Genomic DNA, 19,992 nt, shown 5'->3' on the forward strand with positions numbered 1-19,992 from the left:
GACGGAGCGACACTATCCGATATGGATTGTAGAGTCGTCGTCGAGGCCGCCGTTCCGGTGTACGACGTCGAGACGGAAGACGAGGCGATCCGGATCGCCATCTCGAAGACCGGTGACATGCTCAACCCCGACCTCAACTACGTCGAGATCGAGATGGGCTCACGGACGTCGCCGTCGGGCGAGACGATGCCGCCCGCGTTCATCGCCGCCGACGAAGCGCTCGTCGCGCTCGAACTCGAGATGCGCGTCTTCAACGTCGAACGGGAGGAACACGCCGCCCGGATCGCCCGCAAGGAGATCGGGACGCGACTCCAGAACATTCCGCTAAAGATCCTCCGCGTCGATCCGCTCCCCGACGAGTCCGAGGACGAGACGGCGCAGGAGTCGACCGCCGAGAGCGGCGGGTCGAATGAGGACGGGAACGAGAGCGGGGAAGACGACCTCATCCCCGAGTTCGAGGACCTCGTCGAGGACAACTGAGTCCAGGCCCCGAACTGGGTGTGGGCGACCGCGCTGCCGCTGACTGGGCGGTCTTGATAGCGGTCGAATCACAGGGGATTTCGAGAAGTCGTTCAGTCGGCCCTTGGGGCCACGCGGTCGGGTTCTGCTTCTTCCATCGCGGTCGTGATCCCGTTCGCGATCTCGAACACGGCCGCCTTGTGATCTGTCTTCGAGCGGTGGATCGATGTCGGTCTGACACCCATCGTCTCGTACTCGGAAACGTCCAGTTCGGTGCTCTCCCATGCCTCCATCTGCGTTCGTACCTCGGATAGCAGACCGTGCAGGTGGATGAGCTCCTGTTTCTTCATGAGCAAACCCACGTTACCACCGAGGGATTATATTATTATCTTGAGTCGCGTTAACATACAGTTGGTGCACCCCGTTAACACGACCATCAGGAACCGTTAAAAAAACCGACTGACACGTCCTCCGGCGCGGTCGTGAACATTTTTGTCCTCGCTCACTCCCCGTGGGATATGGACTACGATGACGCACTCGACCGCGGGCTCGACCGAGCACCCGACATCGGGGACGCCGGCTCCCGGTACGAGGTGCCGGAGCCGGACGTCCGGCCGGAAGGGAACGTCACCGTCTACGAGAACTTCCAGGCGACGCTCGACCGCCTCGACCGCGACGGGACGCACGTCTTGAAGTTCCTCCAGTCCGAGCTCGGGACGGCCGCGCGGATCGACGAGAGCGGTCGTGCCCGGCTCACCGGCTCGTTCAAACAGTCCCGCATCGCGGACGCACTCGACGCGTACGTCGACGGCTTCGTCCGCTGTTCGGAGTGTGGGCTCCCGGACACGCGGCTCGTCGACGAGAACGGCGCGGCGATGCTGAAGTGTGACGCGTGCGGCGCGCTCTCGACGGTCCCGGACAACTGATCCGCTCGGCACCGAACCGAGGCCCCTACCGCAACTGCTTCAGAGTGTCCAGGTCGTACTCCGTTCGCATGAACTCCGCCAGTCGCCGCGTGGCGTGACAGCCGGGACAGGAGAAGTTCTGCCGCAGACCGGGGAGGTCGGTCGGTTTCGTCTCCCAGTCCTTCTTGCACTCCGGGCATAGCAGTCGAACGAAGGCCTCGACCATGGGTTTCTATGTCACAGTACGGGTGAATAAAGGTTGTGTGGGGCCGTTGCGTGGGCCCACTCCGAGCGGCGCGTGGCGGGGCGGGAGTGGTCGGGGTGCTCGGCTCAGGCGAGGACGCCGGCATCCTCGGCGTCGAGCAGTTCCTTGTACCGGTTGCGGATCGTCACCTCGGAGATGTTCGCGACCTCCGACACCTGCGACTGGGTGACCTTCTCGTTGGTCAACAGCGCGGCGGCGTACACCGCGGCGGCGGCGAGTCCCACCGGGGATTTACCCGAGTGAAGCCCCTCGCCCTTGGCGTTCCGGAGGAGTTCGCGCGCGCGCCGTTCGGCCTCGTCGGAGAGGCCGAGGTCGCTGGCGAACCGCGGGACGTACTGCTCGGGGTCGGCGGGCTCGATCTCGAGTTTGAGCTCGCGGACGATGTAGCGGTACGTCCGGGTGAGCTCCATCTTGTCGACGCGCGAGACCACCTCGAGTTCGTCGAGCGAGCGGGGGGTGCCGGCCTGTCGGGCCGCGGCGTACAGCGACGCCGTCGCGACGCCCTCGATCGAGCGACCGGGGAGGAGATCCTCACCGAGCGCTCGGCGGTAGATCACCGACGCGGTCTCGCGGACCGTCTCCGGGAGTCCCAGCGCCGAGGCCATGCGGTCGATCTCGCCGAGCGCCTGCTTGAGGTTTCGCTCTTTCGAGTCGCGCGTGCGGAAGCGCTCGTTCCAGGTGCGAAGCCGTTGCATCTGCTCGCGCTGGCTGGACGACAGGGAGTTGCCGTAGGCGTCCTTGTTCTGCCAGCCGATGTTCGTCGACAGCCCCCGGTCGTGCATCATGTTCGTCGTGGGGGCACCGACGCGTGACTTCTGGTCTTTCTCCGTCGAGTCGAACGCCCGCCACTCGGGGCCGTGATCGATGTTAGTCTCCTCGACGACGAGGCCGCACTCGGCACACACGGTCTCGCCGTCGTCGAATCGGAGGCTACCGCCACATTCGGGGCAGACTCGCGTCTGTTCGTCCTCTCGTTCGCCCTCGCCTGCGGCGACGTCGAGGTCGGTCTCGTGATCCGTACTGAAGGTTCGGAGTGTGGTATCGCTCATGTTGGGGTGGGTACTGGGACGGGCTCGGCCGGGAGAGAGATAACGCGAGATCCGGGGACCGTCTCCTTACCATTGGTAAGTTCCGAAAGTATATAAACCTTTGCTCGATGTGTGTGGAGGAAACCGAAGCACGGCAGCGGAGCGTTCGCGTCTGGGTCTCGTGTCACTGGCGTTGGGCCGAAGCGGAAGCGCGTTATATCTGTTTCGCCGACGGCGACTCACGGTGAAGGGGCGGTCAGCGCGGAGCTGACAGCGATCGGGGTAGTGTCTCCGGTGCGCCTCCGCACGTAGATTTGAGTGAACACTAAAGAGGATTTGCCGAACTCTCACCCAAATCTTCCCGGACTCCCGAGCGCGGTGGTCACAGCCACCGCTCCTGGCGGAAGTAGACGAGCAGGACGAGCGTGACCGAGGCCATCCCGATCATGACCGCGGGGTAGCCGAACCGCCAGCCGAGTTCGGGCATGTTGTACGGCCCGGCGGAGAAGTTCATGCCGTAGACGCCGACGACGAACGTGAGCGGGAGCAGGAGCGTCGCGACGACCGTCAGCGTCTTCATCACCTCGTTGGTCGACTGCGAGAGGGAATTGAGGTAGATGTCACGCGCCCCCCGGGCGAGCTCACGGTACGTCTCGGTGAGGTCGACGAGCTGGACGAGGTGGTCGTAGACGTCGCGGTAGTACTTCTCGGTGGGCTCGCGGACGTAGTCGGGGTCGCCACGCGCCAACACGGCGGCGGCCTCCCGGGTCGGCCACAGTACCTTCCGGATTGAGAGGAGGTCGCGTCTGACGTCGTTCAGCGAGATCAAAACGTCTTCGCTCGGTCCCGCGAGCACGCCGTCTTCGACCTCCTCGATGAGGTCTTCGGTCTCGTCGAGCACCACGAAGTAGTCGTCGACGATCCGGTCGAGGACGCGGTACGCCGCGAAATCGGGACCGAGTCGCAGCACGCGCGCGTCCTCGCGTTCGACGGCCTCCCAGACGCGCTCGACCGCGTCGACCTCCCGCGTCGACATCGTCACGAGCCAGTCCCGCCCGACGAACAGGCCGACCTGCTGTGTCGTGATCTCCTCACCGAACGTCGTCTCGCCGCCGCTGAACGCCGCGGTCTTCACCAGCACGAACGTGTGCGAGGGGAACTCCTCGGTCTTGGGTCGGACGTCACCTCGAACGTCCTCGATCGAGAGCGGGTGGATCCCGAATATCGACGCGACCCGGTCGAGTTCCGCCGGGGAGGCGGCCGACGCGCGAACCCACGTCGTGCCGTCGGCGTCGCGGGCCGCCTGGAGGTCGTCGTAGGCGTCGACGCCCTCGGGCGCGTAGACGACTGCTCCGACCGTCACCGGAACACACCCCCGACCGCGAGGAGCGTGATCCCGACCATCACGCCCGCGACACTGAATCCTCGGCCCGGATACGACGCGAGGACGCCGATCACGTAGCCGGCGACACCCGCGATCAAGAGGAGCGCTCCGGCCGCCTGCACGTGGTTCATGCTCGGTACCACCGGAGCGGGATGAAAAAGCGTTGCCCGCGTCCGTCGTGTCGGAACGCCGCGTCCCGCCCGGCGGTCACGCCTCGGCGGGATGCTCGATCGCCCGCAGGAGCGTCGTGATCTCCGCTCGCTGCTCCCGCGCTCGGGGGTAAACGCCGATCCCGACGAGGAAGTCGTCGCCGTCACGGAGCCTCGTCACGTGGACGAAGACGGGGACCTCCTGCCCCCGCGCCGTCGTCGTCGCGGCGTACGTCGTCACGGTCGTCTCGGTCCCGCGAACGACGACCTGGCGTGAACGCACCCGTTCGAGGCCCGAGAACGACCCGAACCGGTCCGTGACGAGGTCGACGAGTCGGTCGTTCGAGTACTCCCCGATCGGGTTGAACGTCTGCCCGGCGACTTCGACTGCAGGCGTCGAGATGACGCTGAAGATGCCGAGCCGAACACTTCCCAAGCGCGGGATCTCGAGCGGCTTCTCGTACGTCGTGACCTTGCTGACCACGCGCACCGTCTTCGAGGCACTCTCGGGGCCCAGTTGCCGTGTCACGACGCTGTCGCGCGTCCCGTTCCGCTCGAACCCCGTCTCGGCGGCGGCCCCGTCACCGACGTCCGCCGGTGCCGCCTCGAACGTCGTCACACCGGCGGAGAACACGCCGAGACAGCCGCTCGTGGTGGCGAGACAGACGAGGACCAGCGCCAGTCCGCGGCGTTGGTGTAGCCTCACTGTCACTACTCGGCCCGCTGGGAAGAAAACAGTACCGCCCGGTCACGCGGGGTCGGCGTCGTCGATGTTGTCGGCGTCGGTTCCGTCGGTTCCGTCGGTTCCGCCGGTTCCGTCGGTCTCGATCCCCTGCCGTCGCTTCCGACGCTCGTTCTCGCGGCTGACGATCCGACCGCTGTACACGTAGTACAGCGGCGCGACGAGCGGGAACACGAGCGTCGCGGCGAACCACACGTGCCGCGAGAGCCCCCACTCGACGCCCTGTTTGCGGATGGAGTTGATGTCCTGGCGGACCAGTCCGGCGAGGAACAGGTGTGAGATGAGCACGACCCACAGCGTGGTCGCCGCGGCGTTGCTGAACAGCGTCATCACGAACGCGATGACGACGCCGATGGCCCAGACGACGATGATGATCGGCCGGTACAGCGGGCTCACCGCCGGCTGGCGCTGTTGTCGCTCTTCCACCTCGCGACCACGGCTGTACTCGTCGCCGGTGGTGTTCGTACTCACGCCCCTACCGAAACGACGGATGGACAAAAGCCCTACTCACGCTGGCCGTCGAGATACTTCACCGTGACCGCGTGACTCGCCGCGGCCGTCTCGACGGTCACCTGCTCCACGAGCGCCTCCCGGACGGTCTCCCGCCACGACTCGACCACGTCCGCGTGGAACGCCCGGTGGTCGTCGACCGAGTACTCGCCGCGCGCTCGGAGCTCGTCCGCCGTCTCGTCGACCGTCGGGACCGACGACACGTCGGGGTCGACGAACCGCTCCGGCCGGAAGTGAATCGGTTCGGCCCCGCCGTCGGACGCGCCCTCACCACTGACGACGTGCAGGCGTGCGCGCATCCGCCCGGCGAACGGCGGCGTCACGCGGAGCACCGCCTCCGTATCCCCTCGCTGGCGAGCCTCCAGCGCCGTCACGACGTCGTCGACGGTGACGGCGATGCTCCGGATCGCCCCCGGATCGTCGCTTCCGTGTTCGGTCCGCCTGTCGAAGCCCGTCGTCATACGCGTAGCTCAGGACCTCCGACGCAAGTAACCTGTCGATCCGATCGGATCACACCGTGTGGGCCGCCGATCGGGGGTCACACACGGTCGTTCGGTGTTACGGTCGTCCGCTCGTGGCTGCCAGCGTATGCTTTGGGCCGGAGCGTGCCGCCACACTCTGGACACGTAGCCCGGTACGATCCGGAGCTCACGGGTGCCTCACACTCTCGACACACGTACGACGGCCGTTCGGACATCGTTCTCACATACGGGAGTGTCTATGTTAAGTGTTGTCACGAGTCGTGATATTCAGTTACCCACCGAAGCGTGACACGATCCGATGGGTGGCGGTCCGAGCGTCCTCCGACCACCGGGTCAGTGTTCCCTGACTCCGTGTCCAATCGACGTTCGCCTCGCGTTTCGGCGAGCGCGGGTCGGGAGTCGGTGGAACGACTCCGGTACCGCCGATGGCGACGACGCCGTTACAGTGTGAGATGGTGCGCACTCCACCTTCGATCGGTGACTCCTCGCCGGGGGACAGGCTGTAACACGTCTCCTCCTCGAACGTCTCCTCAGACAGTTCGGTTATTCGGTTCACCGTGATGGCGCTTCCAGGAGACGCATAGTCCCGCGCGGGCCTGTACACCTGCCCTGCTTCGATCCACGGCTTCCCCGCGGGCCGCGAACCCCGGACGTCGGTCTTGACCGGGTTGTTCTCGTGTGGCCGCCACGCTCCGAACAGCGTCTCCGCCGACCAGACGTACAGGTTCGTGTCCGGGAGCGCGTTCCGTTTCGTGAAGAACAGCCACCATCTGTCGGCGTGTCTGAACAGCGTGGGGGCGACTCCCCGTGTGCCCGGAACCAGCGTCTTCACGAACTCCCACTGGCCGGGTTCCACCGCTTCGTACAGGTGGATCCCGTCTCGGCCACGCGTCTCGGAGACGACGAAGTGCCTCCCGTCAACTTGGAGGACGTACGGGTAGGAAACGTCACCCTCGCCCTCGAAGGCGTGGTGGACGTCCGAGAGAATCGCTCCGTCCTCGTATTTGCAGTACGATATCCTCCCGCCGGCATCCGGGTGAGTGTAGTCCGTGAAGAAGACGACGACGTCGTCGCCGATCTCGGTCACGAACGGATCCCCCACGGATCCGTCCCCAGACCGAGCGGGGAACCACTGGAGGTCTGCTAGCCCACGTTCCCCGATCGTCTCCACCTCCGTGTCGGTCAGTCCGATCGTCCGACGCTCGTTCGTCTTGAACCGGGATCGTAGGTACCACCCCGCCCGCTTCAGGTGGTATCCGAGCAACTGATGCGGGTTCGGAGCCGTGTAGATCGGTGCGTCGGTGTTCGATTGCTCCCCGCCAGTGGCGTCCACGTTCCCGTTCAGGATGTCGGTCGCTACCTGCGCAGGCCAGCCGGCGGTCGCGTACAACAGTTTGTTCAGGTTCTGCTCTCTCGACTGCGGTATCGTCTTGAAACGACCGCGTTTCAGGACGACGCCACCGTCGAGTTCGTCCGTCAACCGCTGCAGGATCGCCCCGGTGACGGGGTCGTCGTTGTATATCTCCCAGAAGCCGGCCGGACTCCCCCGGTATCTCCGTTCGTCACCGTGGTGAAACGACCACACCCCGTACGTGGGGACCGTCAGGATCCGACCTCGTATGATCCCGAACGAGAACCGCAAGACGAAATCCAAGTCGTACCGTTCGATGGACTCGATGTCGTCCGGCGGGAAGTACTCCGAGAAGCCCTCCCGCTCCACCGTACAGTGGACCCTGTCCACGCCGTCGAGGAGCCGCGTCAGATCGACTTTCCGTCTGGCCGGCGGACGACTGGTCAGGTAGTCCTGGTGGATCTGCCAGACGGCTTTCGAGACCGCAGTCGGTGCTCCGGAACGAGACACCGCGTCCAGAAACCGCGAGACGTTCCCTCTCGGATCCCGGCCGTCGACGATCAAGAGGCGGAGGTTGACGCCTTCCATCTCCAACAGCCGACCGATGCACTTCGCTTGCCAGTCCTGAAAGACGTCCCCGCCGCACATGATCCCGAAGTCGAGCGGTGAATCCGAGCGTTCTGCCATTTTTCTATAAGATGCGGTCTGAGGGCTAATATGTTGTGTCTATTTTAATAAATAGCAGAAAAACTTGACAAATAAGTGCATGTGACTCTCAGAGAGCCCGTCGAATTCACCACGGAGTATCAGTCGGCACGACCGGTCTATCTCGGTACGAGCGTCTTTCGTTCCCTGAGGGTGGTCCTGACACTCGTCGGTGGGCTAGACGAGCGCTCACTTGTGACCACCCCACTACGGGAACCGTCTGGACCGCGACAGGCCGTTCCGAGGCCTCAACGCGGACTCCGTCGACCGACCGGCTCTCGGCCGCCAGTACCGGGACGGATTTACACGCGCGGGGAGAGACTCCACGTATGACTGACGAGACAGCCCCGAGGGGAGCGGGCTGGTTCGAGAACATCGATCGCGAGGATCTCGATGCCGCCGCCGCAGCGATCTCGGACGGCGAAGCCGACGAACCCCGAAACTGGCCAGCGGTGGCCGTCGAGGCCGGATATGTCGACTCGGAAGAACAGTACTACGAGCGGCTTCACGAGGCGGCGATTCGCGCGACGGAGGCGGAAGTCAGAGAACGAGAAAGAGCAGATGACCAACAGTTGAAACACGCGATCCGCGCCATGAACGACGCCGCGCGAACGGCGAACGAACTCGCCGAACGGGTCGAGGAGTGGGCGGGCTCGCTGTTCGACGACGTCGGGACCGGCCTCGCGGGCGCGCGAGTTGTCGCCGCGCGCGACCCGGCGGATCCGACCGAAGAGCGGGTCGTCTCGCTCGCCGCGCGGGTCGTGGCGCTGGACGACGAACGCGCCGCGTTGCGGGCGTACGTCGAGACGCACGCACCGACGGTCGCGCCGAACCTCGCCGAGATGGCCGGGGCCGTGCTGGCCGCTCGTCTCGTCGCCCTCGCCGGCGGGCTCGAACAGCTGGCGAAGATGCCCGCCGGCACGGTGCAGGTGCTCGGTGCCGAGGACGCGCTGTTCGCGCATCTCCGCGGCCACGCCTCCTCACCCAAGCACGGCGTCATCTTCACCCACGAGTTCGTTCGCGGCACCCGCCGCGCCGACAGGGGGTCGGCGGCGCGCGCGTTCGCCGCGAAGCTAGCGCTGGCCGCCCGAGCGGACCACTACGCCGGCGAGCGTCGAGAGTCGCTCCACGCCGACCTGGCGTCGCGGATGGAACGCATTCGGGCCCGCGCCGACGCCACGGAGGGTGACGACGCGTGACCCTCCCGACCGGGGTTCAGCGGCGGACCGTCGACGGCCGGGAGCGACTCGTCACCCGCGGTGAACCGGTGTACGGCGAGCCCACGGACGGCGAGTGGCGCGTCTGGGACGCGGGCCGCTCGAAGCTCGGGGCGATGCTCGCACTCGGGATGGAGACGGGGATGGTGGGCGGGGGGTCCGTGCTGTATCTCGGGGCCGCCTCGGGGACGACGGTCAGCCACGTCGCGGACGTCTGTGGGCCGACGTACGCCGTCGAGTTCGCCCCGCGGCCGACCCGAGACCTCCTGGACGTCGCCGCGGCCCGCCCGAACCTCTTTCCCCTGCTCAAAGACGCCCGCCGCCCCGAGACGTACGCACACGTCGTCGAGTCCGGGGTGGATCTGCTCGTCCAGGACGTCGCCACGCGCGGGCAGGCCGACGTCGCGCTCCGGAACCGACGGTTCCTGCGCGACGACGGCCGGCTTCTCCTGGCGGTGAAAGCACGGAGCGAAGACGTCACGGCCGCCCCCGAGGACGTGTTCGGTCGGGTGCAGGAGGCGCTCGCCGAGGGGTACGAACTCTTGGCGACGCGACGGCTCGACCGGTACCACGAGGATCACCTCGCCGTCGTCGCACGCCCGCGGTGACCGTCGTCGCGAGCGACCGGTCGCCGCGCGACCGACTCGCGTCGGCCGATTCCCGTGTGGCGGTGCGGTCCGTCGAGGAGCGAACGTACCCGACGCCCGCACGCGGTCCACGGTTTATTTAACAGACGGGAGCGAAGCCCGCTTCGATGGATATCGGCTCGTCTGAGGCGTTCTCTCGGCTCGGGACGCTCGGCGTCGAAGAGGAGTTCTACATCGTCGACGAGGCCGGACAGCCGACGTCGGGCATCGACGATCTGGTGTACGGTTCGACCCCTCCCGAACTGCTCGAAGACCGCCTCGACCACGAACTGTTCAAGTTCACCATCGAGACACAGACGCCGCTCATCGAGTCGGTCGACGCGGTCGGCGAGACGGTGCGGGCGATCCGCGAGGCGCTCGTCGATCACGCCGAGGCCCACGGCTACCGCATCGCCGCCGCAGGGCTCCACCCGGCGGCGAAGTGGCGCGAACTCGATCACGCCGAGAAACCCCGGTATCGCGCGCAACTCGATCGGATCCAGTATCCGCAACACCGCAACACGACGGCCGGGCTGCACGTCCACGTCGGCGTCGACGACGCGGACAAGGCGACGTGGGTGGCGAACGAACTCCGGTGGTACCTCCCCCCGATCCTGGCCCTGTCGGCGAACTCGCCGTACTGGAACGGCTTCGACACCGGGCTCGAATCGGCCCGCGCGAAGGTGTTCGAGGCGCTCCCCAACACGGGCATGCCGACCGCCTTCGACTCGTTCGACTCGTATCTCGATTTCGAGCGACAGATGGTCGAGACCGGTTCGATCAACGACCGCGGCGAGCTCTGGTACGACGTCCGGCCGCACACCGGCCACGGGACCGTCGAGGTCCGCACGCCGGACGGGCAGACCGACCCCGCCCGCGTGACGGCCTTCACCGAGTACGTCCACGCGCTCGTGATCGATCTCGCCGAACGGTACGAGGACGGCGAAACCGGGACCGAGATCAGGCGGGAGCGCCTCGACGACAACAAGTGGCGGGCGATCCGCCACGGCCGCGATGCGTCGTTCGTCACCCCCGACGGCGAGGACGTGGTCGATCTCGTCACCCACGTCGACGCCGAGTGCGACCGACTGGGCGTCTCCGGCCTCCGGGACGTGCTCGACGGCGAGTGCTGTTCGGCCCGACAGCGACGGATCCACGACGAGGAGGGGATGGCAGCCCTCCGTCGGTCGCTGTTGCTCTGACCGGCTCCCCCTGGTCGTCGACCTCGACCGACACAAAGGTTTTTCAGCCCGTAGTTTTGACCTTCGGACGAACACAGATGCCGCCCGAGGATTTCGATCCCACCGACGACGAGCCCGAGGTGAAAGACGACCCCGACCTCGAGATGGAAGAGTTCGACGAGCCCGTGGTCGACGGTGCCGACGGGTCGCCGACGGCGAAAGCGAAGGCGGCGCGCGAACGGCTCGAAGCAGAGGCCGACCGCGCGGTCGAGGGGTTCGACGAGAACGTGGTCGACCTCCTCGCGTGGCTGCTCGACACGGAGACGCGCGCACGGATCTACGTCTACCTCCGACAGCATCCGGCGTCGACGAGCGAGGAGGTCGCCGACGGGACCGGCCTCTATCCGAGCACGGTCCGGGAGGCGCTCGCGGAGCTCCACGACGAGGGGACGGTGACGCGCGGGAAGCGCGAGAGCGCCGGCGCGGGCAACAACCCCTACGAGTACGAGGCCATCGCGCCCTCGGAACTCGTCAACGGGGTCGTCGATCAGGTCCAAAACCAACTCAACACCGTGTTCAACCTCGACCGACGGCTCGGCGGGGCCGACGTCGCCGGCGACGACTCGCCCGTGACGATCACCGTCGAGGACGAGAGCCAGACGGAGTGAGCTGACCCCGCCACCGACCGGCCCTGGTGGAGCAGTCGATTTTAAGACGCGGCGCACCGACGCCCGGGTATGCACGTCGCGCTGGGCGGGACGTTCGATCCGGTCCACGATGGGCACCGTGCCCTCTTCGAGCGCGCGTTTGAGCTCGGAGACGTTACGGTCGGGCTCACGAGCGACGAACTCGCGCCGGAGACCAGGAACGTCGACCGCTACGTCCGGCCGTTCGAGGAACGCAAGCGCGACCTCGAAGCCGAACTCGCCGTACTCGCCGACGAGTACGGCCGCGAGTTCGAGGTCAGGCGGCTGGACGAACCCACCGGCATCGCGACCGAATCCGGGTTCGACGCGCTCGTCGTCTCGCCCGAGACCGAGTCGGGTGCCGAGGCCGTCAACCGGATCAGGCGCGAGCGAGGGCTCGACCCGCTGGAGGTGTCGGTCGTCGACCACGTCCCGGCCACCGACGGTGAGCGGATCTCCTCGACGCGCATCGTCCGCGGGGAGATCGACGAACACGGCAACCCCACGCCCGAGCGCGACGGCCGCTCGGCGGTCCGCGGCTCCGAATCCGGCTCGTGACCCGCAACGACCGCGGTCGATCCGGCCAGCGTGGTCAGTCCCACGCCCGGGCTCTCGACCCCACACCGGCGAAACGCTCTCCCACCGGGTAGGCGTACAGGCACGTATGCGTCCCAAAACCCTCGCCGCGACCGGGAGCGTCGTCGTCGGGCTCGCGGCGTTCGCGTTCGTGGGGTTCGGCGTCACGCACCTCCTGGCCCGACGGGCCGCGATCGGCGCGACCACGGACGCGTCACCGCTCATCGGCGCGCCCGCAGGGGCGACCGCGGCCATCGTCAGCGGGCTGGTCACGTACTACGTGCTCTGGCGACAGCTGGGCGTGCGACGGGCCTGAGCGTGCGATCGACGACCGGCGGGCTACGGAGGCCGCGACCTACCACTCCGGCGGCTGGAAGCCGGCGTCGCGGAGGAGTTCCTTCCAGCGCGTCTGCACGGCGAGCCGAGAGACCTCCATCGTCGTGGCGACGCGGGACTGCGAGCGTTCCTCCCCGACGATGAGGCTCCCGGCGTAGATGCTCGCCGCCGCGACCGCGGGCTTCGACCGCTCGGCGTCGGGGACGTGCGAGAGGAACAGATCGACGGCGACGGAGCGAGCCTCGGTGCCGAGTTCGAGGCTGTCGGCCGCGCGGTCCATCCGCGCCAGCCACTCCTCGTTCTCCACACGGTCGCGTGCCCGGTACATGGGTCGCCCTTCGCCGCGGGCGGATAAAAACCAACCGTCGGCTTCGAAGCGATGGGTTGAATTCTCGGCCGCGTGAAGCGGCGGGTGCGCGTGGGTAGCCAAGCCAGGAAACGGCGCAGCGCTTAGGACGCTGTCCCATAGGGGTCCGCCGGTTCAAATCCGGTCCCACGCACTCTCCTGCGAACGTCAGTGACCGGTGAGAGTGTTCCGTCCGGATTCGCCTCCGACGAGTCGCAGCCCGGGAAGCGAACGGAGTGAGCGACCCGGAACGTCTCGGCACGGTTCAGATCCGTTCACATCCGGTCATAGTTCTGCCCGAGCGACGGCGTAGCCAACGATCCGGATCCGGCCGCACGAGGCCACACGCCGTCACGTTGAGGCGGCGTACTCTCCGAGCCGGGCTTCGACCTGTTCGTCCAGCGCGTCGACGGCGCTCTCGACGTCGCGGCCGCGGGTCACGTCGACGTACGCCTCCTCGACCAGCGTGCGGACGGTGTCGAACGAGCCGATCCGTGCCCCCCGGGTCGCGGGGGTGTCGCGGGTGTCCATGAGCTGGCGGACGGCCGTCGCGTAGCCAGGGTTGTCGTCGAACCAGCCCTCGCGGCGGAGGTCGTCGATCGCGGCCTCGTGGACGGGGAAGTAGCCCGTCTCGCGGTGCCACCGGACCTGCTGTGCCGGCTGGGCGAGCCACGCGAGAAACCGGCCCGCGGCCTCCTGTTCGGCTCTGGGCAGGTCCGCCGGAACCCAGAGCGACGCCCCTCCGACGACGACGCCGCTGCGATCGTCGAGCACCGGGAAGTAGCCCATCGTCACGTCGAAGCCGCTCTCGGCGGCCCCGTCGACCACCGCCGTGCGCTTGGAGGTCGAGTCGATGAGCATGGCGACGTCGCCGTCGATGAAACACGACCGCGCCTCGCCGCGGGCCTCGACGCCGGGGTTGTGGTAGAGCCCGTCGCGCTCCAGTCGCCACCACTGCTCGAACAGTTCGTAGCCGACGTCGGACGCGAGCCGCGCCGTCGTCGGTGTGCCGCGTCGACCGTTGTCGGCGTCGACGAGCGGCTGATCGGCCTCCGCGAACCACTGTTCGACGAACCACGAGTAGTTCGCCCACGTCACGCCGGCGTCGATAGTGCCTAGTGGAAGTTATGAAGGTGGAATCTGATGTCTGAGGTATGTCTGGAGATCGCCGCAAAGAGATCGTCCGTCACCTCAGTGAGGACGATCTCGATCGACTCCTCACGGAGTCTACAGATGAAAAACTCACTGAGCGGCTGATCTTCATCAAGCGGTTGTACAAGGGTGCGACCTTGGAGGACGCTGCCGACGATGTCGGCAGGTCCTCCGCAACAGGAACACGTTGGGCCCGCCGATGGAACAAGGGTGGCCTCGGACTTTTGATGCCGAACTTCGGGGGCGGCAGGCCCCCGAAGCTCGGCGAAGAACAACAGGAACGCCTCTTGGAACTGCTCCGTGAGGGCCAACCGTGGAAGAAACAGGAGATACAGCACCTCATCAACGAGGAGTTCGACGTTGAGTTTCACCCAGGCCACCTCACTACGTTCCTCGAAAAGCTCGGCCTCTCCTACGCAATTCCGCGGACTAAGCGTCCATCACGGCCAGAGGATGCCGAAGAGATCCTCGACGAACGCGTCGGCGACGCGTTCGACGAGGGATCTGATGAGCCGCACAACAAACGCGACGGAGACGACGAGGAAGGCTGGGTCGTTGACGAAGAGATCCGGACGGACGGTGGAACTGTGCTTGGATTTCTCGACACATCGCATCCACAACCGTGGGATAACTCACAGCGACTCTACACCGTCGACGACCCTCACATTACCCGACCGCTGGTTCGTCTAACTTCACCAGCGGTCGGGTTCTATGCACTCTCTGGTGAGAGTGTACTCCAGTTCCCGACTACTCAGGAGAAAGAGCGAATCTGCGAGTGTCTCGAAGGGATCCGCGAGCAGAATCCGAGCCAGCGGATTCTGCTCGTCTTGGATAACTTCTCTTCACACGTGTGCGAGTACACACGCAAACGAGCTCATCAGCTTGGGATTGACCTCGTGTTTCTCCCCGTTGGCTCACCGGATCTTAATCCGATCGAGCAGGTCTGGAAGAGTCTGAAATGGGAAGCGTCACCATTGATTGTGGAGAGCGCGGCAGAATACCGCGCTCTCCTCACCGAGCTCTTCGAGAAGCTCACGACCCAGCTAAGTTTCGCGGCCTCTTGGATCGACAATTATCTCGGCGGCTATCTTCAGAAGTTACGCTAAGTACTAACGACGCCGGCGTCGACCAGCTGTTCGCTGGCGGCCGCCACCTCGGCGATCGTCTGGGGCGGCTCGTCGGGATCCAGCCCGGCGGTGCGGAACGCGTCGCGGTTGACGTACAGTACGGGGTTCGACGAGTTGAACGGGAGCGAGCAGAGCCGGCCGTCGTGGCGGTAGTAGTTGGCGACGGGGTCGAGCAGGCTGTCGACCAGGTCGTCGGGCAGGATCGACTCGACGGCGACGAACGAGCCGCTGTCGAGTGCCCGCGTCGTCCCGATCTCGAACAGCTGTGCCACGGTCGGCGAGTCGTCGGAGCCGACCGCGTCCATCGTCGCGTTGAACGTGCCGCGGTAGCTCCCCTTCGAGACCATCTCGACCGGGACGCCGGTCTCGGCCTCGAACTCATCCGCCAGTTCCTCCAGGAGGAGCCCTTTTGCGCCACCCATCGCGTGCCACATCCGGACGGTCGTCTCCGCGTCGGCGGCCGCCCGCGACGACCGCACCCTGACGTCGCTCATCGACGAGTCCAGCGCGGCCGTCCGTTCCGAGAGGGTCTCGACGCTCGTCGCCGCCTCGACGAGCGAGGTCGTCTGTCCGCGCGCCGTCGCCGCCACGTCGTCGGCCGCGTCGGCGGTGTCGTCGCTGATCTCCCGGACGTCGTCGAGCATCTCGACGACCCCTTGGGAGGCGTCGGCTTGCGACTCGGTCGCGTCGGAGAGCTCCTCGATGCTGGCGCTGGCTCCTTCGAGGTCGTCGACGAGCCCCGCGATGGCGTCGAGCGCGTCGGTGATCGTCTCCGCACCGGACTCGACGCGCTGTCGCGTGTCGCGCATCTCGGAGACGGTCCGCTCGGTCCCCTCGCGGATGGTACCGATCGAGGCGGTGATCTCGTCGGTCGCCCGCTGTGTCTCGCTCGCCAGTTCCTTCACCTCGTCCGCGACGACGGCGAAGCCGGCACCGTTTTGATCGGCGCGAGCCGCTTCGATGGAGGCGTTCAGCGAGAGCACGTGCGTCTGACTGGCCACGTCCGTGATGAACTCGACGACCGACTCGATCTCCTCGACGTCGTCTTCGAGGTCCTCGACGCGGTCGAGCGCCTCGGCCATCCGGTTGTCGATCTCGGCCAGCACCTTGACGGCCTCGGTGGCCGAGGCGTCGACTGTCTCCCCCCGGTCGGTCGCCTCCGCGGTCGCCTTCGTCAGGTCGTCGGCCGTCGCCGCGACCTCCTCGGTGGCGGCCGAGAGGTTCCGCATCTCGCCGGTGATGTCCTCGATGTGGTCGTGTTGTCGCCGCGCCCCGTCGGAGATGTCCTCGACCGCCCGCGCGACCGCCCGGCTCGCGTCCTTGGCCTCGTCCATCCCCGTCGCCACGCCCTCCGTCGCCCCGCGGACCTGCCCGCCGAACCGTTCGACCTCGGTGACGGTCTTGCTCCAGCGATCGACCAGTCGGTTGTACTCCCGCGCCACCGCACGCCGCTCGTCGGAGCCCCGTGACTCGTCCATCCGTCGGGTCAGGTCGCCGTCGGCGACCGCCGCGAGCAACTCCGCCACCTCGGACAGTGACTCGGTCTGCGGCGGCCCCTGTGCGGCGGTCCCGCCGTCCGTGGCCGGCGAAGTCGTCGACTGGTCTCTCTCACCCGCCTCGTCCCTGCCACCGGCGTCACGCACGTCCCGGTCCGCGGTCGTCGTACGGCCCGACGACGGCTCGCCCGTCCCTTCGCGTGGCTCGTTCCCCTCGCCGTCCGCGTCGTGGTTCGTTCCCCGCACGAAACGCCAGAGGTCTGTCATCGTACGCTCCAGCGTCCCATCGCGGCGATTTAACGTTTCACTGTCGGCTATCACTCCTGATTCTCGACACCGGACGACGCCGTCCCCGCGGGAGCGCTCCACGGGAGGGGTGGCCAACGGGCGCGTTCGCCACCGACGCCACGGTGGACTCGCCGACTCGCCCGCGCGCACGCGAGACGGTCCTGGGTCGTGGCCGGCGGGACCGACGGGGGCCCTGGTCGAGTCCGGTCCGAACCGGGGTGAATTCGCACGACGGGCGCATGACGACGACGTAAACCCTTATCCCGCAGGGGGGCGAGTTACGACCAATGGCGACCCTCTCGGAGATCCTCGATTACCTCATCACGGACGTGGACGGCGTGTTCCTCTTCTCGCCGAGCAGTTCGTTCTACGAGCAGGTCGCAGGCACCGACGCCGAAACCGAGGTCGTTGTCGTCGCGCCGCAGAACGCGGTCGACGCGGAGACGTACGTCGAACTCCCGCTGTCGTTCGAGAACGTGCGCGACCGCATTCGCTTCGGTGTCGAGGGGGCGATGGACCGCGGGATCGTCGCCGAGGGGGACGATCTGGCCTGTTCCGTCGCCGTCTTCGACGGCGATCCGGACTCGGTCGTCCGGGTGCGCGTCGACGAGTCGATGCACTCGGGGCTGTACGACCTCTTCACGCACTCGCGGGCCGAACCCGGCGTCATCCGCGACGTGTTCGAGGTGGCGATCGAACTGGGCAAGAAGGGACAGAAAGGCAAACCGGTCGGCGCGCTGTTCGTCGTCGGCGACGCCGGGAAGGTGATGAACAAGTCGCGGCCGCTGTCGTACAACCCGTTCGAGAAGTCTCACGTCCACGTGGGGGATCCGATCGTGAACGTCATGCTGAAGGAGTTCTCGCGGCTCGACGGCGCATTTATCATCTCGGACTCGGGCAAGATCGTCTCGGCGTACCGCTACCTCGAACCGTCCGCGGAGGGCGTCGACATCCCGAAGGGACTCGGCGCACGGCACATGGCCGGTGGGGCGATCACGCGCGATACGAACGCGACGGCCATCGTGCTCTCGGAGTCCGACGGGCTCGTTCGAGCGTTCAAAGGCGGTCAACTCGTTCTGGAGATCGATCCGGAGGACTACTGACGATGCAGACCGCTGCGGAGGTGGTCAACGCCGTCCCGACACAGGTGTGGGTCGCGCTCGCGTTCGTCGTGCTCGGCGTCCTCGTCGGCTATCTCGTGAGCGCGGTGCTCAGACGGCTCCTCGTCCGGGTGGGCGTCCCCGACGCCATCGAAGGCACTTCGTTCGAGCGAACCGCGCGTGACTTCGGGACGTCGACGGTCGTCATCCTCTCCCGACTCGCTCGCTACTTCGTCGTCGGCCTCGCCGTGCTCGTCGCGCTTTCGGTCGTCGGCATCGACTACGTCGACCAACTCGGCGGTGCGGTCGCCGCCTTCTTCCCGCAACTGTTCGCTGCCGCCCTCATCCTCATCATCGGACTCGTCGTCGCCGACAAGGTCGAACTGCTGGTCGCCGAACAGCTCCGCGGCATCAAACTCGAACGAGTCGACGTCGTACCACTCGGGGCGAAGTACAGCGTCCTGTTCCTCGCGACGCTCATCGCGCTCTCACAGATCGGGGTCGCGACCGGCGCGCTCGTGGTGTCGCTCGGGGCCTACTTCCTCGCGGTCATCGTCCTCACCGCGGTGGCGTTCAAACAGATGCTCGCGTCGGGGGCGGCCGGGATCTACCTCCTCCTCCACCAGCCGTACGGCATCGGTGACGAGGTCCGCGTGGGCGACACCCGGGGAATCGTCTGTGAGATGGACCTGTTCGTCACCCACGTCGAGTCTGACGAGGAGGAGGTCATCCTCCCAAACGACAAAGTGTTCGAGCGTGGCGTCGCGCGGCTCCGATGACGCCCACGCCAGATATTCGGGTGCAGTCTCCCGTTTCACGTCCCATTAACGAATCATCGCGAATATTCATTCAATCATAATCCATACACTCTATTGTACAATACTGTATCGAAATACTGACTTTCAGATTAATATTACATTTCACACATTTTCACCCGTGATAGTTGGTGAGTTGAACTTATGTATCACCTCCCGAACGGTGTGAGTGACGACCCTGGCCGCAGGGGTCGCCTGGCACGCGAACTACCCACACATGTCCGAATCTACCAACTCTCTGGCACGCGAACCCGTGCGGACGACGACCGTCCGCCGCACCGACACGACGACCCACGACGCGCAGTCCCCGAGCGACGTCGCCGAGACGCTCCTGCGGGCCTTCTACGCCCAGGACGGACGGGAGGCACAGCTCCGAGCGGGCGACGCCACGGCCGCCGCCCGGGCGGCCGACACCGCCCGGGAACTGATGGGCGAGGCGTTCGTCGCCGAGTTCCCCCACGTCCCCAGCGCGCGGGCCCACCTCGCGGGCGTCCGCTTCGCCGAGGCGCTGTTCGTCCAAGACGAGATCGAGAACGCCGAGGCGTTCGCCTCGGCGGCCGCCGAGAGCGACCTCGACGAGACGCTGTTTCTCACCGACGCGACGGTCCACGAGGGGCCGGTTCTCGCCGACCCGCGGTGGGAACTCGTCGAGGCGTACCTCCGCGACGTCTGTGACCACGTCGACGTCGACCACGACTACGCGAGCGCCCAGACCCGCTTCTGGAAGCTCCACGGCCAGACGATGAACTGGATGGACGCCGCCGCGAGCGCCCACCGAATCAAACTCGATGCGATGCTCGACGGCACCGACGCGACCGCCGCCGACGTCGCTCGCCTTGCGGACTACTTCGTCGCCGGCGTCGCCGCCCACGACGAGTGGGGCGACGACGAGGTCGAGGCCGTCGGCGGCGTCGCCGGCCTCGTCACCAGCTACTACGAGGAACTGTTCGCCCTCCGCGCGGACTGAGCCGAGCGCGACGGATGCCGCCGACCCCACGCGGTGACCGCACGAGACCCACCCGACGCACGAGACCTCCGTCCCGCCTGGCACGCACGGGACGCCGGA

At 66.6% G+C, this 19,992-nt stretch carries 24 protein-coding genes and 1 tRNA gene; 13 read left to right on the plus strand and 12 right to left on the minus strand.

Annotation, left to right across the window (positions count from 1 at the left end):
- Positions 1–21: 21 nt before the first annotated feature.
- On the plus strand, positions 22–480 hold the full coding sequence (locus NKJ07_RS05025; RefSeq protein WP_318569489.1) for a DUF555 domain-containing protein: 459 nt from the start codon (positions 22–24) through the stop codon (positions 478–480).
- Between the two features lie 92 nt (positions 481–572).
- Here NKJ07_RS05025 and NKJ07_RS05030 read toward each other — a convergent pair whose 3' ends face one another.
- On the minus strand, positions 573–809 hold the full coding sequence (locus NKJ07_RS05030; RefSeq protein ID WP_318569490.1) for a UPF0058 family protein: 237 nt from the start codon (positions 807–809) through the stop codon (positions 573–575).
- A 168-nt stretch (positions 810–977) separates the two neighbouring features.
- On the opposite strand from NKJ07_RS05030, the gene NKJ07_RS05035 reads away from it, so the two are divergent.
- Positions 978–1,385, plus strand: a complete 408-nt coding sequence (locus NKJ07_RS05035) for a translation initiation factor IF-2 subunit beta (RefSeq protein WP_318569491.1) — start codon at positions 978–980, stop codon at positions 1,383–1,385.
- Positions 1,386–1,410: 25 nt separating this feature from the next.
- On the opposite strand, the gene NKJ07_RS05040 is transcribed toward NKJ07_RS05035, so the two are convergent.
- The 8 genes from NKJ07_RS05040 to NKJ07_RS05075 all read right to left on the minus strand — a co-directional run bounded on the left by NKJ07_RS05040 (position 1,411) and on the right by NKJ07_RS05075 (position 7,962).
- Entirely contained in the window at positions 1,411–1,590 is a 180-nt protein-coding gene (locus NKJ07_RS05040) for a DUF7836 family putative zinc-binding protein (protein ID WP_318569492.1), read from the minus strand.
- Positions 1,591–1,694: 104 nt separating this feature from the next.
- Positions 1,695–2,678 (minus strand): transcription initiation factor IIB, encoded by a 984-nt coding sequence (locus NKJ07_RS05045; protein ID WP_318569493.1) that lies wholly within the window; start codon positions 2,676–2,678, stop codon positions 1,695–1,697.
- Between the two features lie 361 nt (positions 2,679–3,039).
- Positions 3,040–4,020, minus strand: a complete 981-nt coding sequence (gene corA, locus NKJ07_RS05050) for a magnesium/cobalt transporter CorA (protein WP_318569494.1) — start codon at positions 4,018–4,020, stop codon at positions 3,040–3,042.
- Positions 4,017–4,172, minus strand: coding sequence for a hypothetical protein (locus NKJ07_RS05055; RefSeq protein ID WP_318569495.1), 156 nt, complete (start codon positions 4,170–4,172; stop codon positions 4,017–4,019). Before NKJ07_RS05055 ends, corA begins: the two co-directional genes overlap by 4 nt.
- A gap of 76 nt (positions 4,173–4,248) precedes the next feature.
- Positions 4,249–4,896: a DUF6517 family protein gene (locus NKJ07_RS05060; protein ID WP_318569496.1), complete on the minus strand. Its 648-nt coding sequence runs from the start codon at positions 4,894–4,896 to the stop codon at positions 4,249–4,251.
- A 42-nt stretch (positions 4,897–4,938) separates the two neighbouring features.
- On the minus strand, positions 4,939–5,403 hold the full coding sequence (locus tag NKJ07_RS05065; RefSeq protein WP_318569497.1) for a hypothetical protein: 465 nt from the start codon (positions 5,401–5,403) through the stop codon (positions 4,939–4,941).
- Between the two features lie 32 nt (positions 5,404–5,435).
- A complete protein-coding gene (locus NKJ07_RS05070; RefSeq protein ID WP_318569498.1) occupies positions 5,436–5,903 on the minus strand; it encodes a DUF8009 family protein in 468 nt (155 codons plus the stop codon).
- Positions 5,904–6,195: 292 nt separating this feature from the next.
- The gene (locus NKJ07_RS05075; RefSeq protein WP_318569499.1) at positions 6,196–7,962 is read right to left on the minus strand and encodes a glucosamine inositolphosphorylceramide transferase family protein; all 1,767 of its coding nucleotides are present in this window, start codon (positions 7,960–7,962) and stop codon (positions 6,196–6,198) included.
- A gap of 347 nt (positions 7,963–8,309) precedes the next feature.
- On the opposite strand from NKJ07_RS05075, the gene NKJ07_RS05080 reads away from it, so the two are divergent.
- The 6 genes from NKJ07_RS05080 (at position 8,310) to NKJ07_RS05105 (ending at position 12,582) form a co-directional block, all read left to right on the plus strand.
- On the plus strand, positions 8,310–9,179 hold the full coding sequence (locus NKJ07_RS05080; RefSeq protein WP_318569500.1) for an NOP5/NOP56 family protein: 870 nt from the start codon (positions 8,310–8,312) through the stop codon (positions 9,177–9,179).
- On the plus strand, positions 9,176–9,805 hold the full coding sequence (locus NKJ07_RS05085) for a fibrillarin-like rRNA/tRNA 2'-O-methyltransferase (protein WP_318569501.1): 630 nt from the start codon (positions 9,176–9,178) through the stop codon (positions 9,803–9,805). Before NKJ07_RS05080 ends, NKJ07_RS05085 begins: the two co-directional genes overlap by 4 nt.
- Positions 9,806–9,951: 146 nt before the next feature.
- The gene (locus NKJ07_RS05090) at positions 9,952–11,025 is read left to right on the plus strand and encodes a glutamate--cysteine ligase (RefSeq protein ID WP_318569502.1); all 1,074 of its coding nucleotides are present in this window, start codon (positions 9,952–9,954) and stop codon (positions 11,023–11,025) included.
- A gap of 77 nt (positions 11,026–11,102) precedes the next feature.
- The gene (locus NKJ07_RS05095; RefSeq protein ID WP_318569503.1) at positions 11,103–11,672 is read left to right on the plus strand and encodes a winged helix-turn-helix domain-containing protein; all 570 of its coding nucleotides are present in this window, start codon (positions 11,103–11,105) and stop codon (positions 11,670–11,672) included.
- A 69-nt stretch (positions 11,673–11,741) separates the two neighbouring features.
- Positions 11,742–12,248: a phosphopantetheine adenylyltransferase gene (locus tag NKJ07_RS05100; RefSeq protein ID WP_318569504.1), complete on the plus strand. Its 507-nt coding sequence runs from the start codon at positions 11,742–11,744 to the stop codon at positions 12,246–12,248.
- A 106-nt stretch (positions 12,249–12,354) separates the two neighbouring features.
- The gene (locus tag NKJ07_RS05105) at positions 12,355–12,582 is read left to right on the plus strand and encodes a hypothetical protein (protein ID WP_318569505.1); all 228 of its coding nucleotides are present in this window, start codon (positions 12,355–12,357) and stop codon (positions 12,580–12,582) included.
- A 39-nt stretch (positions 12,583–12,621) separates the two neighbouring features.
- Here NKJ07_RS05105 and NKJ07_RS05110 read toward each other — a convergent pair whose 3' ends face one another.
- Entirely contained in the window at positions 12,622–12,930 is a 309-nt protein-coding gene (locus NKJ07_RS05110) for a transcription initiation factor IIB family protein (protein WP_318569506.1), read from the minus strand.
- 88 nt (positions 12,931–13,018) lie between these two features.
- On the opposite strand from NKJ07_RS05110, the gene NKJ07_RS05115 reads away from it, so the two are divergent.
- A tRNA-Leu gene (locus NKJ07_RS05115) sits at positions 13,019–13,102 on the plus strand.
- A gap of 197 nt (positions 13,103–13,299) precedes the next feature.
- Here NKJ07_RS05115 and NKJ07_RS05120 read toward each other — a convergent pair.
- Positions 13,300–14,046 carry an extracellular solute-binding protein gene (locus NKJ07_RS05120; RefSeq protein ID WP_318569507.1) on the minus strand — a complete coding sequence of 249 codons (747 nt, stop codon included), beginning with the start codon at positions 14,044–14,046 and terminating at the stop codon, positions 13,300–13,302.
- 56 nt (positions 14,047–14,102) lie between these two features.
- Here NKJ07_RS05120 and NKJ07_RS05125 point away from each other — a divergent pair, with 56 nt between their 5' ends.
- Positions 14,103–15,206: an IS630 family transposase gene (locus NKJ07_RS05125; RefSeq protein ID WP_318569508.1), complete on the plus strand. Its 1,104-nt coding sequence runs from the start codon at positions 14,103–14,105 to the stop codon at positions 15,204–15,206.
- Here the strand turns inward: NKJ07_RS05125 and NKJ07_RS05130 are convergent.
- Positions 15,203–16,990 (minus strand): extracellular solute-binding protein, encoded by a 1,788-nt coding sequence (locus NKJ07_RS05130; protein ID WP_318569509.1) that lies wholly within the window; start codon positions 16,988–16,990, stop codon positions 15,203–15,205. The genes NKJ07_RS05125 and NKJ07_RS05130 overlap by 4 nt on opposite strands.
- Before the next feature lie 308 nt (positions 16,991–17,298).
- Here NKJ07_RS05130 and dacZ point away from each other — a divergent pair, with 308 nt between their 5' ends.
- The 3 genes from dacZ (at position 17,299) to NKJ07_RS05145 (ending at position 19,893) form a co-directional block, all read left to right on the plus strand.
- Positions 17,299–18,114: a diadenylate cyclase gene (dacZ, locus tag NKJ07_RS05135; protein ID WP_318569510.1), complete on the plus strand. Its 816-nt coding sequence runs from the start codon at positions 17,299–17,301 to the stop codon at positions 18,112–18,114.
- Between the two features lie 2 nt (positions 18,115–18,116).
- Positions 18,117–18,890, plus strand: a complete 774-nt coding sequence (locus NKJ07_RS05140) for a mechanosensitive ion channel domain-containing protein (RefSeq protein WP_318569511.1) — start codon at positions 18,117–18,119, stop codon at positions 18,888–18,890.
- A gap of 205 nt (positions 18,891–19,095) precedes the next feature.
- Positions 19,096–19,893: a hypothetical protein gene (locus tag NKJ07_RS05145; RefSeq protein ID WP_318569512.1), complete on the plus strand. Its 798-nt coding sequence runs from the start codon at positions 19,096–19,098 to the stop codon at positions 19,891–19,893.
- Positions 19,894–19,992 lie beyond the last annotated feature (99 nt).

The sequence above is a fragment of the Salinigranum marinum genome (genome assembly GCF_024228675.1).
In the GTDB taxonomy this organism is placed as follows: Archaea; Halobacteriota; Halobacteria; order Halobacteriales; family Haloferacaceae; genus Salinigranum; species Salinigranum marinum.